Source organism: Duganella sp., from assembly GCF_039595735.1.
Lineage (GTDB): Bacteria > Pseudomonadota > Gammaproteobacteria > Burkholderiales > Burkholderiaceae_D > Rugamonas.
This window is the reverse complement of record NZ_JBCNLB010000002.1, coordinates 437,313-450,139: the sequence shown is the minus strand read 5'-3', so window position 1 is coordinate 450,139 and position 12,827 is coordinate 437,313. Positions and strand designations below refer to the sequence as shown.

Below are 12,827 nucleotides of genomic sequence, written 5' to 3'. Positions count from 1 at the left end.
TTATTGCTCGATGCGGCGGCGGAAGATCCAGGTGTTGGCGTCGGAGGCATCGGGCACGAAGCGGTAGCCGTCGACGTCGAATTTCTTCAGCTTTTGCGGATCGGTGATGCCTTTCACGGCCGCGTAACGCGCCATCAGCCCGCGCGCGCGCTTGGCATAGAACGAGATGATCTTGTATTTGCCGTTCTTCCAGTCCTCGAACAGCGGCGTAATCACCGGCAGCCCCAGCGCTTTTGGCTTGACCGACTTGAAATACTCCTCCGATGCCAGATTCACCAGCGTCTCGGCGCCCTGCTCCCCCGCCGTCTGGTTCAACGCCTGGGCGATGGTGTCGCCCCAGAAGTCATACAAATTCTTGCCGCGCGGCGTGGTCAGGCGGGTGCCCATCTCCAGCCGGTGCGGATGGATCAGGTCCAGCGGACGCAGCATGCCGTACAGCCCCGACAGGATGCGGATGCGCGATTGTGCGTAATCCAGCTGGGCCGGCTTGAGGGTGCGGGCGTCCAGACCATCGTAGACATCGCCGTTGAACGTCATCACGGCCTGGCGTGCTTCGCTGGTGTCCTTGGTCCACGAGGCATAGCGCGCCACGTTCAGGGCCGACAGGTTGTCGGACAAGTCCATCAGCTCGCCCAGTTCGGCCGGGGTAAACTCGCGCAGACGGTTGATCAGCAGTTCGGAATGATCGAGAAACGACGGTTGGGTATGCAACCGGGTGGTTGGCGGGGTCTCCAGATCGAGACTTTTTGCCGGGGAAAGCACTATCAGCATAAGATTCCAAAAAACATTTTCACATAACTAGCCTACATGATACCTGTTCCAAAGAAAGTCGTTATCGACACCAACGTTTGCCTCGATCTGTTCGTGTTCAACGATCCGCGCTGGGCCAAGCTGGTGGGGGCGATCGAGCGCGGCGAGATCGAAGCCGTCACCCGCGCCGATTGCCGCGACGAATACAACATCGTGCTGCACTACCAGCATCTGCCGCTGGATGACGACAGCCGCCCGCTGGCCGCCGCCCGCTTCGACCAGCTGATCAAGGTGGTGGCGCCGCCCGCATCCGCCATCAAGCTGCCGGTGTGCAGCGATAAGGCCGACCAGAAGTTCCTGGAAATCGCCCGCGATGCCGGCGCCGAGGTGCTGATCACCAAGGATAAAGCCCTGCTGAAACTGGCGCGCCGCCTGGCCCGCGAAGGCATGTTCAAGGTGATGCTACCGGAGAAGTGGATTGCGCTAGAATAAGCTAACCGTCCACGACCAAACCACCATGAACAGCCGCAACGATCTCCCGCTGACGCCCATTCTGACCACCCGCCTGCCGGCGGTCGGCACCACTGTGTTTACCCGCATGTCCACGCTGGCCGCGCAGGCCGGCGCCGTCAATCTGGGCCAGGGCTTCCCGGACTTTGGCTGCGAGCGCAGTCTGCTGCATGCGGTCAACGACGCCATGCAGGCTGACTTCAACCAGTATCCGATGATGAGCGGCGCGCCGGTGTTGCGCCAGGCCATCGTCACCAAGATCGCGGCCATCTACGGCCACCAGTACCACGTTGACGGCGAGATCACCGTCACCGCCGGCGCCACCCAGGCCCTGACCACGGCGATTTTCTGCTGCGTCCATCCGGGCGACGAGGTAATCGTCATCGAACCGGTGTACGACAGCTACGTGCCGGCGATCACGCTGGCCGGCGGCGTGCCGGTGGCGGTCGAAATGGAAGTCGGCGCCGATGGCTACACCGTGCCCTGGCACAAGGTCGCTGCGGCGGTCACCAGCAAGACCCGCCTGATCATCATCAACACGCCGCACAACCCGACCAGTACCGTGCTGCGCGCCGCCGACATGCAGGCGCTGAGCGACATCGTGCGCGGCACCGATATCCTGCTCCTGTCGGACGAAGTCTATGAACACATGGTCTATGACGGCCACCAGCACGAATCGGTCAGCCGCCACCCCGAACTGGCGGCACGCGCTTTCGTGGTATCCAGCTTCGGCAAGACTTACCACGTCACCGGCTGGAAGATCGGCTACGTGGCCGCGCCTGCGCCGCTGATGGCGGAATTCCGCAAGGTCCATCAATACAACGTCTTCAGCGTGAACACGCCGATGCAGCACGGCATCGCCAGCTACATGGCCGATCCCAAGCCATATCTGGAACTGCCGGCCTTTTACCAGCGCAAGCGCGACCTGTTCCGCGACGGTTTGAAAAACACGCGCTTCGAGTTGCTGCCGGCCGACGGCACCTACTTCCAGTGCGTGCGTTACGATAAAATTTCAACACAGACAGAAGCCGAATTCGCCGAGTGGCTGACCACCGAAATCAAGGTGGCCGCCATTCCGGTATCGGCCTTTTACCAGCAAGGCAAGGAGTCCGGCATCGTCCGCTTCTGCTTTGCCAAAAAAGAGGAGACCCTGGCACTCGCATTGGAGCGGCTGGGCAAAGTGTAGACCGGGATTACAACATGTCCGAAGCTAATCAACTGCAATCGCCGCTGGAGGCGCCGGCGTTTGCAGAACCCACGCCGTCGGTGCTGCATCAGCTGAACCTGTGCAACCGCGAGCTGGAGCGCCTGCTGCACAATCTGCGCAACGAGCACAACGCCGAACGCGAGATCCGCGAGATCGCGCGCCAGGTGATCCAGGCGGTGGAGCTGAATCCGGACGTGGCGCTGGCCTGCATTTTCCTCAGCCAGATCAACGGCACCTATGCCGTGCGTCACTGCATCGAGACGGCGGTGGTGACGGTGGTGATCGCGCGCGCCATGCAGCTGGATGCAAACAACACCCTGACCGTGACGGCCGCCGCGCTGACCATGAACGTCGGCATGCTGCGCCATCACGAGACGTTCCAGAACAAGACCACCCCGCTTACCAGCGAGGAGATGGCCATCGTGCGCCGTCACCCGGAGGAAAGTGTGGACATGCTGCGCTGTGTCGGCGTGGAAGACGATGACTGGATTTCCTGTGTGCTGATGCACCACGAGAACGACGACGGCAGCGGTTATCCGGCCGGCATCGCCAGCCCGGAAGTGACCTTGAACGCCAAGCTGTTGAGCCTGGCTGATCGCTACTGCGCGCAGGTCTCGGCACGCAATTACCGCCGTTCGCTGCCGCCGCGGCTAGCCTTGCGCAATCTGATCGAGGATAAGGCGGCGCCGGTGGACCCGCTGCTGGTGCAGTATTTTCAGCGCGAGCTGGGCGATTATCCGCCGGGCTGCGTGGTGCGGCTGACCAGCGGCGAGATAGGTGTGGTCAGTCAGCGTTTTTCGGACGGCGAGGCGCGCGGCATCCATTGTCTGCGCGATCCGGCAGGCGGCGTGTTGTCGCCGGCCATGCAGCGCCGCACTGGTGACGGCGAGTGCTGCATTGCCGAGTCGCTGAGCGAAGATCAGGCTTCGATCCGCTTCAGCATGAAGCAGATCTGGGGCGCACAAGCCAGTCTCTGACCGTCATACCGGCGAAAGCCGGTATCCATAGAGCGCGTGCTTCAATACAGCGCACGCGTTCTATGGGTTCCGGCGTTCGCCGGAACGACGTGTCAGCGCGATAGCTGTTCCAGCTTGCGTTCGACGAAGCCGCGCAGTTCCGGCGTCAGGCCGGGATTGCTGCGGGCCCGGTTGTAGGCTTCACGCGCTTCCGGCAGGTGCTGCTCGGCTTGCAGCGAAATGCCCAATCCCATCCACCACACGGCGTTTTGCGGCGACATTTGCAGCGCCTGGCGGTAATGCTCGGCCGCTTCGGTGTGGCGCTGCTCGCGCTGCAGCACACCGGCCAGAAAAGCGTGGTAATCAGCGTTATCGCCGGCGTATGGAAGCGTCTTCAGCAAGGTCTCCAGTGCCGGGCCACCCTTCTCCAGCTGCAGTCGCGCCAGCACCATCGCCAGTCCCGGCTGACGCGGATCGACGCCCAGCGCCAGGCGCAGCTGGCGGATGGCGTCGTCGGTGCGTTTGTTTTCCAGCAGCAGGCTGACATAGGTCTGACGCGCAGCGTCGTTGCGCGGGTCGACTTCGACCGCCTTGTCCAGGTCTGCCAGCGCCGCGCTCACGCGGCCTTCCTGCAGGGCAAGCAGCGCGCGGCGATAGCTGTTTTCCGAGATTTGTTTCGGCGTCAGTTCGCGCAACACCACGCCGTCTGCGGCCGGCGACGTCGCCGCCGCCGCGCGCGTCTTGCGCGATGGCGCCGCAGCGGCATCGGCGTCGCCGGCCACGCGTGTCGGCCGTGCCGCCCGTTTGGCGGGCGCCTCTTCGCCCGTCACGCCGCCAGTTGCCGGTTCGCGACGACCATTCAGCATCCCCGCAGCAGCAATATCGCCAGCCGCGGACTCGCGGCGGCTCTTGCGCATCTCTGCAGCGGCAGACTCGCCCGCCGGTGCCGCGCTACCGTGGTCGGCCGCCGGCTCGCCATGGTTTTTACCGGCCTCCGCCGCCGAGGTGGCGCGCTCCGCGCCGGATGCGACCTCGTCACGGTTCGCGGTGGCGGCCGACTTGGGCGCCGGCGGCGGCTGGAAGCGCGGTTGAATGGGAATACGAGTATCCACTACCCGCGCCATCTGCACAGGCGGCGGTGCGCTGCGCGCCTGCCACCAATGCCAGCCATACCAGCCAGCCGCAGCCAGCACAAGCACGCCGGCCGCCGCCCCACCCAACAGCAGCGGGCGCCGATCACCCTCTCTGGACGGCACAGCCTTCACTTCATCCTGATGCACGGCCGAAGCAGCGGCACCGCCGCGTGCATCCAGGTCCTGCAGCATTTTATTGATCAAGCTCATTTGGTCAGCGCCCAGGTCAGGCCACATGCGGCAATCAACAGGCTCACGCCGCCCGCCATCCACGCCCAGCGCAAGCGGCCGCGTACGCCGGTCACGGTATCACTGGCTGCCAGCGAGACGTGACGGCGCGTCACCTGCTGCTTGCCCTCGCCGTAGCACAGCATCAGCGCCTTGTTGGCCATGATATTCACCAGACGCGGAATGCCGCCGCTCGACTTGTACAAGCCGGCAATCGCGCCACGGCTGAACAGGCGCCCGCCGGCATAACCGGCCACGCGCAGACGATGCGCCAGATAGTATTCGATGTCATCGCGCGACAGCGGCCCGAGGTGGTAATGGAAAGTGATGCGCTGCGCCAGCTGACGGATCGAATTGGCCTGCAAATGCTGGTTCAACTCCGGCTGGCCAAACAGGACGATCTGCAGCAGCTTGCGCTTCTCGGTTTCCAGATTGGTCAGCAGACGCAAGGCTTCCAGGCTTTCGGTTGGAATCGCCTGCGCCTCGTCCAGCAGCAGCAGCACCTGCTTGCCTTCGCGCGCCAGATCCATCAGCCGATGCGTGATCGACTTCAGCAGCTGATGCTGATCGACGTCGCGCTCCAGCGGCACTTCCAGTTCATCGGCCAGGGCCAGCATCAGCGTGCGGGGCTCCAGATACGGGTTCGGGATATACGCCGTCACAAAATCCGGCCCCACCGTGGCAATGAACTTGCGGCACAACAGCGTCTTGCCGGTGCCGACCTCGCCAGTGATCTTGATGAAGCCCTCGCCGCTCTTGGCTGCCACCAGCAAGGTATTCAACGCCTCCTGCGAATGCGGGCTGGTGAAGAAATAGCTGGTATCCGGCGTGATGCTGAACGGCGCCTCGCGCAGGCCGAAGTGTTTGCTGTACATGATTAATTGCGCCCCTTGGCCCGGCCTGGGTCCAGCTCTTTCATGCGGCGACCGCTATCGAGCAAATCCTGGTTCCAGTCCGACGACGATTCAATCACGGTCGGCTTGATCAGCACCACCAGCTCGCGCTTCTGGATCACTTCGCTCTTGCTGCCGAACAGTGCGCCCAGCACGGGCACGCTGTTCGCGCCCGGCACGCCCGAGCGGTCGGTGGTCGTGGCCTGGCGCATCAGGCCGCCGATCGCCACTACCTGGCCGTTCTGGCCGCGCACCATGCTATCCATTTCCGAGGTCGACGACGCCGCCAGCGGCAGGTTGAAATTACCCAGCGAACCCAGGTTCAAACCCTTGTTCACGGTGGACACCTGGCTGACCGATGGGTGCACGTGCAGAATGATGTTGCCATCCTCGTCGATCTGCGGCGTGACGTCCAGCACCACCCCGGAGAAGAACGGCTGCAAGGTCACGGTCGGTGTGCTGATGCCACCGCCGGTGGCATTGGTGGTGGTGGTGGTGCTGACACCGGTCACATAAAACTCGTCGGTGCCGATCTTCAGCAGCGCCTTCTGGTTGTTCAGCGTGGCGATGCGCGGGCTGGACAGCACATGCACCGTGCCCTGCCCTTCAAGGAAGGAAATCAGCGCGGCGAAATTACTGGTCTGGAAGGCCATGCCAAACAGCGAACCGACCGCGTCGCTGGCCGCACCCAGGGTGCTGCCCGGGGTGCTGTTGATGGCGGTCTTGCCAGTGCTGGCCAGCGGCGTGCCCAGTGGCCCCAGTGTGCTGCCCGGCTGTAGCGTGCCGGCCGAGAAGCGGTTGTTGCCGCCAGCGGCAAACTTGCCGAATGCCGCCCAGTTAATGCCGCTCTGGAAGTTGCTGTTCAATTCCACTTCCAGGATCTTGGCTTCCAGTATCACCTGGCGGTCCACCGACAACTGCGTCGCCTTCAGGTACATGTCCACATTGCGCAGCTCGTCCGGCATGGCGCGGATCACGATCACGCCCGACTGCGGGCTGATGGTGACGCTGCGGCCATCCTTGCCGATTTCCACCAGCGCTTCCAGCGCGGTCTTCAACTCCAGCCAGAAATCGCTTTCCGAGCGGGTCGAGACGTTGGCGGAATCGCGCTGCGACTGCGAGCCGGTGCCGTTGGGATTGTTCGGATCGTTGCCGGTGTTGTTGTTATTGTTGTTGCCGTTATTGTTGTTGTACGAGCCGTTGTTCTGGCCGCCGCTATTGCTCACACCGGCATTGGCCACCGAGGTCGACGACACGCGCAGACTGGAACCACCCTTGCGGATCGCGGTCAGGTAGTTAATCTTGAACATCTTGGTCTGCATGGTCAGCGGACGGATGTAGATGCGCGTGCCTTCCACCTTGTAATCGTAGCCATACAGCTCGCGCACCGCGTCCAGCGCCTCGAACAGCGTCACGTCCTTCAGGTTGGCGGTGATATTGCCGGTCACTTCCGGGTTGATCAGCATGTTGTAGCGCGTGCCAGCCACGATGGAATTGTAGAACTGCTGCACCGGCACATTGTTGAACGACACGTTGAAGCGCTCTTCCAGCACCGCGCGCGCCTTCGGCAACTGATCGGTCAGTTGCGAAACCGGCGGCAGCAAGGCGCTGCTCACCGCCTCATTCTGGGTGGCGATGGCCGGCTTGGCCGCGGCCGCGCTGACCTCGTTGTTGATCTTGTCGTAGGTGTCGCGCGTGGACGGCGTCTGGCAGCCAGCCAGCAGCAGCGTAACGAGGGCGATGGTCAGAATTTTTTGCATAGCGTTCTTCGCGTTTATTTTGCCGACGGTTCTGTGAACAGGGTCAGCACCTGTTTGTTGCGGCCGTGTTGCAGCACTACCTGGTTCTTACGTACTTCCACCAGCACCGCGCCATTGAACTTTTCACCCTTGCGCACAGTCTGACCGTCGATCACCGCCACTTCGCGCCCGCGCGAGCCGATCAACACGGATTGCAGCTGCGGGCCTCTCGGCGCAGCCGGCACGTCCGCTGACGCGCCCGGGCTCAGACGCGCTTCCGGCGGCGGCTGGGTCGGATCGACCAGCGTCTGTGCATGAACCTGGCCGACGCCCGCCAGCAACAAGGCAGTGCAGAACAGGCGCTTCATAGTTTCATCCATTTCTGATCCAGGCTCAGCGTGTACAGGGTCAGCGTCAGGCGCGAATTCGGATACTGCTGCGCGTCCAGCCTGGCTTTGCCCCAGAACAGCTGAACCGGCAACGACTCCAGTGCTTCCATATAGCTGATCATGTCGAGATAACTCCCTTGCAGCACGATTTCCACGCCATGGCGGTACAGCAGCTCGCGCGGCTTGGGCGCGGCCTTGGCGGGCGCTGCCGCAGGGGCCGCAGCGGGCGTCGGCACCGGCGCAGTCGGCAGGGCCGCTTCGTTCAGGCCGGTCACCGGCAAGGTCTTCATCGACATCAGCTTCAGCTTGCCATTACCGCGCAGCAGCTGCTCCAGCAGCGGCGCGATCTTGTCCGGCGCCACCAGCCCTTTTTGTACCGCCATCAGGCCGGCGCTGGTAGTGTCGATTTCGTGCCGCACGGCTTGCAGCTTGTCGCGCGTGGCCACGTCCGGATCAACCACAAAGCCCTGCGCCATGGCGGCAATTTCCATATCGATGCCAGCCACCTGATTCTGCTGTTGCTTGATCTGGCCACGCAGCAGCTTTTGCTTGTTCAGCAGCGGCTCGACCGAGGTGGTGTACAGCAGAAACAGGATCGACGCCACCACCGCCGCAAACACCATGGCGCGCTCGCGCAGGGTCATGGCGTCCAGTTTAGTGCTCAGCTTAATCCATTGTTGCAGCAGCTGCTGTTTCATTTGGCAGCCTCCTGCGCGGTCGATTGCAGGCTGAACTCCACGAACGGCGACGCGGCCGGCGCTGCATTTGCCGGCGCGGTCGCGCCTGCGGCAGGGGCCGCCACGGCAGCCGCAGCCGGCCGCGCAATATCCAGGCTGGCGAAGCTCTTCCCGCGCATCACACGTTCACCGGTCAGGCGGGTGATGTAGCTTGGAATCAGTGCCGCCTGCATCGCCCTGCCCTGCACGCCAATATCGTTGCCGGCACCATTGATGCTCAAGCCGGTCAGCCACAAGCCGCTGACGTTCTGACGTGAAAACGCGCGGAAGTATTCCGCATAGCCGGCCGTGTTGCCCAGCGCCCCGCCCTGCAGCACCGACGACACATCGTGCAGCGCCTTCAATTCCGCCTCGGCCTCGGCCAACTGCGCGGCCAGCGCCGGGTCCTTGGCGCGCGGCGCGAATTGCGCCTTGGCCTGCTGCAGCCGCTGCTCGCGCTTGGCCAGCGCCACCTTGCCGGCGGCGGCTTCTTTCTCCAGCTCGGCTACGCTCTGGCTGGCGTACCAGTTCAACAGCAACGCCCCGGCCACGACCACGCCCAGCGCTTCCGCCATCGGCAAGGCGGTGAAAATCTTCTTCTGCTTGAGGAAGATCGGGTTGAACAGGTTGATCTGCTGGCTCACAGATGCACCTCCTCATGCCGCAACGCCGCGCCCAGCGTCAGGAAGAAACGCTGCTGCTGCGCGGTATCCTGCAATTCCGGCGTGTTACTGAGGTCGAACACGTCATCCAGCGTCATGGCTTCCACCGGCATATACAGATTGCTGGCCAGGTGTTCGTGCAAACCCTCGGCGCCAGTCGGCGCCAGCAGCAACTTGAGCACATTCACATGGCTGAACTGACGGTCGAAGTGGTCGAGCGATCGTTGCAGCTCCAGGGTGATCTTGTCGAAGCAGGCATGCTGACGGTCGGAATCGCGCTCCAGCAGCTGCGCCAGCGTGACGTCGATGCGGCGCGAGAGATACAGCTCGGCCTTGTAGGTGATGGTCAGCAGTCCGCCGTCGGCATCGAACGACAGCATGGCCAGCCCGCGGCCCTCGGTTTCCAGCAGCGCGGAGATATTCCGTTGCGCCATCTCGGGAATGTCAATCACAGTCAGCGCCAGCTTGGCTTCGCTGAACAGCGTTTGGCGCGACTGGATCAGCGTATTGCGGGCAGCGATGGCAAACATGGAGTGGCCGCGCGCGGCATTGCCGGGATCGACCGGAATATCGAGCACGTCGATGGTGGCGTCGTCGACGTGGAAGTCCAACATATCCTTCAAGCGCCAGCGCACGGCGGTTTTCAATTCATCCGGCGGCACGTTGGGCGCATCGACCATCAACATCTGATATTCGCCGCCGCTGAGCATGGTGCCGCAGTTGTAGTTGCCGGCTTTCAGGTCTTTGTTCAGTTTATCGAGCACGTCGGGCGAGAAGCTAGTGTCGGCCGGATAGAAGTTCGACACTTCCACCAAGGCCTTGGCATCGCGGCGGCGCTGAACGCGGCCCACGCAGATACCGTCCCTCAGAAAAGTGACAGTCAGCCAGCCATCGGTTTTTTTAGCTCTTTTAAACAAGCCCATAGATCAACACACGAGGTTTACGCGCTAGATGATTGATTATATTCAAGTTCTGCGCCATTTCATGCTCAAACTGGCAATGATTCCGCAAAAATACACACATTTCCACACAGTTGCGACATTAAAGCTGCGCCGTGATCACGCGCTGCACATAATCCGCGCCGCGCACCGGGTTGAGACAGGTGTTCGCGGCGTCCGGCTGGTTGCACGCGGTGGCGCGAATCACCAAGTGGCCGCCGGTGGCCTGACAGGTCACGGTAACGGTGAAAGCCGACAGCGTGTCCGCGTTCGGGAAACCAAAGCTGCTGGCGGGAGGACAAACCGCCGTCACAGTTGGATCATTCGGATTCTGGAGCACTGGCCGCTGCGCGATGTACAAGCCCCACTCGATGCCGGCGCGTGCCGCCTGATAGGCGCGCTGACCTTGCACATCCAAGGCGGAGCCGGCCTGCTGGCTGGTGGTCAGCGTCACCACGGCCACGCCGAGGCCGGCCACCACCACCAGCAGGAAGATGGCGGTCAGCATGGCGACGCCGCGCGACTTGCGGCGCAGGTATGGGATGGCGCTCATGGTGTGTTTTCCACGTGAATTTGATGGCTGAGCGTGACGGTCTCCAGGCCGTTGGCGCTGGCGCCGGCACTGCTGCGGGCCAATGCGATCGATAGTCCGATCAGGGCGGTGTTCTGATTGGCCATCTGCTGCACGCTGAAACGGCAGGCATAGACATTGGCCGCCATCAGCGCCCTGCGCGCGGTGTTGGGCGGCGCGGCCTGAACTGGAACAAAGCCGTAGCCCCAGATGCGCGTGAGCGTGCCGCGCCCCGTCGCGGTGTCGTTGACGCAGGCGAAGGTGACCGGGTCAGTAGCGACGGTGAAGCGCTTGCCGGGTGAGGTGCTGGCAACGCGATTGTTCGCGGCAGGTACGGCAAACGGGTTGCGTGGCGTGTTCGGTAGCGGCCAGTTCGGGTCGGAGATCGTGACGCGGTTGCCGACAACAGACTGGACGGTGCCGCGGTTGACGCCATTGACGGTGCCATCGCCGTCAGAGTAGGCATCGGCATCAGTAATTTCGTTGCCCAGGTTGTAGACGATGATGGAGTCGCCGGGGGCAATCGCATACGGCGCGGCCGGCACCGGACCGACGATGTCAAAGGTCACGGCTGTGGTACTAGTAAAGCTCAGCGGCGCTGGTTGGGGCGCCGGCAGAGGTGGCGCTGTTGCAGCGTCTTCCTCCGACAGATAAATGCCGCCGGCCTTGGTGGGAATGAATTCCAGCAGCGTGGTGTTGCCAATCTCCAGCCAGCGGATACTGTTGGGGACTGCTCCATGCAGCTCGCGCGTCATGCGGCGCAGGGCAATGTCGGCCACGTCGGCCATGTCGGCGCGCTCGGCGCTGTCAATGTAGCTTTGCACCGGGCGGCGGATGAACAGCACCATGATGCCGGCCAGAATGGCGGTAATCACCATCACCACGATGCCTTCGATCAGCGTGAAACCGCGTTGGCTCTTCATCGCGCCCTCGGCTCGTAGCGGCTGCGGTAGCCTTGCAGCGTGACCACGTCGTTGGCACCGGCGCCGTAAGTGACCGTGATGGTGATCAGCAGCGCATCCGCTGCAGGCACCTGGGAGCCGGCCGGCCCCAGCGCGACCGGCGTCAACGCCAGCGTGGTGGTGATGCCGGCCAGAGTACTATTGGCCAACGCCCCACCGGCAGCGTTGGCGCCCAGCGGGTTGCCGGCCACGTCGCGATCGATCAGGTTGGTGCCGTCGTTGACGGCAAACGCCCGCACTGCCGTGCCGGAAATATAGTTGTTCGGAACATAGTCATTGACGTTGTCGAAGGGCCGCGCGTTGCCTCCTTCCGGCCCCCAGTTTTCAACAGTGACGGGAGCGGTGCACTGGGCTGACGTGATTGCGGTCGCGGCGTTGTCGTCGGCCGGGTCGCAAACGCTCATTTGCGCTTGCTGGACTTCTTCCATATACGCTTCGGCGATCAGCAACGCTTGCTTGCGGCGGATCGGGTCGGTGCTGTTGGTGTTGGCCATGTTCATGATTTGCAGCAGCCCGGCCGCCGCCGCGCCGACGATCACCATAAACATGATGAGCTCGATCAGGGTGAGGCCTTGCTGGCGGCGGCGGTTATTGCACATAGCCGGTTTCCAGCCAGACGGTGATCTGGCTGTTGTTGCCGCCACTGCTGATGGTTAGGCTTAGCTGGTTGAAAGTGGACACGCCGGGCGTGTTGTCGGCGGCATTGTAGGGACGGCCCAAGGCGTCGAAGTAAAAATAGCCGCCGGTATTGACGCTCGCGGTGACGGTCACATCGTCGGGCCTCCCTTCGCACAGCCAGGCCGCGTTATAGCTGCCGCCGGACTGACAGCGTGCGCGGGTGGCGGCGCTGCCGCTGTTGCTGCCGCCCGGCGCGGTGACCAGTTCGTTTGCAGCGCATCCGGGGCCGGAGCAGACAGCAAAGCTGTTGCCATTGGTGATGACGAAGATCGGGCGGTTTTGCGCGATGGCGAGCTTCTGCGCGTAGCGGATGATGGCACGCGCTTGATCAGCGTAGGCGCGGTTCTGGAAGATAGCGTTATCCCAGAAGCGCGACACACCGATCGCGCCCAGGATGCCCATGATAACCAGGACGACGACAACCTCCACGATCGTGAAGCCGGCGGCCCTACGCGCTGTACGAGTCACAATAACTCCCGAGCAGCGCCAGCAAAC

General features: G+C 63.0%; 15 protein-coding genes. 3 read left to right on the top strand and 12 right to left on the bottom strand.

Going from position 1 to position 12,827, the window contains the following annotated elements; genetic code table 11:
• The gene (gene yaaA, locus ABDW57_RS07090; RefSeq protein ID WP_343729502.1) at window positions 1–771 is read right to left on the bottom strand and encodes a peroxide stress protein YaaA; all 771 of its coding nucleotides are present in this window, start codon (window positions 769–771) and stop codon (window positions 1–3) included.
• Between the two features lie 36 nt (window positions 772–807).
• Between yaaA and ABDW57_RS07085 the strand changes: the two genes are divergently transcribed.
• Genes ABDW57_RS07085 through ABDW57_RS07075 form a run of 3 tightly spaced genes read left to right on the top strand, consistent with a single transcriptional unit; the run spans window position 808 to window position 3,444 of the window.
• Entirely contained in the window at window positions 808–1,242 is a 435-nt protein-coding gene (locus ABDW57_RS07085; protein WP_343729501.1) for a putative toxin-antitoxin system toxin component, PIN family, read from the top strand.
• A gap of 25 nt (window positions 1,243–1,267) precedes the next feature.
• The gene (locus ABDW57_RS07080) at window positions 1,268–2,446 is read left to right on the top strand and encodes a pyridoxal phosphate-dependent aminotransferase (protein WP_343729500.1); all 1,179 of its coding nucleotides are present in this window, start codon (window positions 1,268–1,270) and stop codon (window positions 2,444–2,446) included.
• 14 nt (window positions 2,447–2,460) lie between these two features.
• Window positions 2,461–3,444 (top strand): HD domain-containing phosphohydrolase, encoded by a 984-nt coding sequence (locus ABDW57_RS07075; RefSeq protein ID WP_343729499.1) that lies wholly within the window; start codon window positions 2,461–2,463, stop codon window positions 3,442–3,444.
• A 92-nt stretch (window positions 3,445–3,536) separates the two neighbouring features.
• Here the strand turns inward: ABDW57_RS07075 and ABDW57_RS07070 are convergent, their stop codons facing one another.
• The 11 genes from ABDW57_RS07070 to ABDW57_RS07020 all read right to left on the bottom strand — a co-directional run bounded on the left by ABDW57_RS07070 (window position 3,537) and on the right by ABDW57_RS07020 (window position 12,800).
• Window positions 3,537–4,766 carry a tetratricopeptide repeat protein gene (locus tag ABDW57_RS07070; RefSeq protein ID WP_343729498.1) on the bottom strand — a complete coding sequence of 410 codons (1,230 nt, stop codon included), beginning with the start codon at window positions 4,764–4,766 and terminating at the stop codon, window positions 3,537–3,539.
• Window positions 4,763–5,659 (bottom strand): AAA family ATPase, encoded by an 897-nt coding sequence (locus ABDW57_RS07065; RefSeq protein ID WP_176648447.1) that lies wholly within the window; start codon window positions 5,657–5,659, stop codon window positions 4,763–4,765. Before ABDW57_RS07065 ends, ABDW57_RS07070 begins: the two co-directional genes overlap by 4 nt.
• Window positions 5,660–5,661: 2 nt before the next feature.
• Entirely contained in the window at window positions 5,662–7,437 is a 1,776-nt protein-coding gene (mshL, locus tag ABDW57_RS07060; protein ID WP_343729497.1) for a pilus (MSHA type) biogenesis protein MshL, read from the bottom strand.
• 14 nt (window positions 7,438–7,451) lie between these two features.
• Window positions 7,452–7,796 carry an MSHA biogenesis protein MshK gene (locus tag ABDW57_RS07055; protein ID WP_343729496.1) on the bottom strand — a complete coding sequence of 115 codons (345 nt, stop codon included), beginning with the start codon at window positions 7,794–7,796 and terminating at the stop codon, window positions 7,452–7,454.
• On the bottom strand, window positions 7,781–8,503 hold the full coding sequence (locus ABDW57_RS07050) for a hypothetical protein (protein WP_343729495.1): 723 nt from the start codon (window positions 8,501–8,503) through the stop codon (window positions 7,781–7,783). Before ABDW57_RS07050 ends, ABDW57_RS07055 begins: the two co-directional genes overlap by 16 nt.
• Window positions 8,500–9,165, bottom strand: coding sequence for a hypothetical protein (locus ABDW57_RS07045; protein ID WP_343729494.1), 666 nt, complete (start codon window positions 9,163–9,165; stop codon window positions 8,500–8,502). Before ABDW57_RS07045 ends, ABDW57_RS07050 begins: the two co-directional genes overlap by 4 nt.
• Complete coding sequence (locus ABDW57_RS07040; RefSeq protein ID WP_343729493.1) at window positions 9,162–10,034, bottom strand: agglutinin biogenesis protein MshI; 873 nt, start codon at window positions 10,032–10,034, stop codon at window positions 9,162–9,164. The genes ABDW57_RS07045 and ABDW57_RS07040 overlap by 4 nt, the downstream gene beginning before the upstream one ends.
• Before the next feature lie 190 nt (window positions 10,035–10,224).
• Window positions 10,225–10,674, bottom strand: coding sequence for an agglutinin biogenesis protein MshP (locus tag ABDW57_RS07035; protein WP_343729492.1), 450 nt, complete (start codon window positions 10,672–10,674; stop codon window positions 10,225–10,227).
• On the bottom strand, window positions 10,671–11,615 hold the full coding sequence (locus tag ABDW57_RS07030) for a type II secretion system protein (RefSeq protein WP_343729491.1): 945 nt from the start codon (window positions 11,613–11,615) through the stop codon (window positions 10,671–10,673). The genes ABDW57_RS07035 and ABDW57_RS07030 overlap by 4 nt, the downstream gene beginning before the upstream one ends.
• Window positions 11,612–12,253 (bottom strand): type II secretion system protein, encoded by a 642-nt coding sequence (locus ABDW57_RS07025; protein ID WP_343729490.1) that lies wholly within the window; start codon window positions 12,251–12,253, stop codon window positions 11,612–11,614. The genes ABDW57_RS07030 and ABDW57_RS07025 overlap by 4 nt, the downstream gene beginning before the upstream one ends.
• Entirely contained in the window at window positions 12,243–12,800 is a 558-nt protein-coding gene (locus ABDW57_RS07020; RefSeq protein ID WP_343729489.1) for a prepilin-type N-terminal cleavage/methylation domain-containing protein, read from the bottom strand. Before ABDW57_RS07020 ends, ABDW57_RS07025 begins: the two co-directional genes overlap by 11 nt.
• Between the last annotated feature and the right edge of the window lie 27 nt (window positions 12,801–12,827).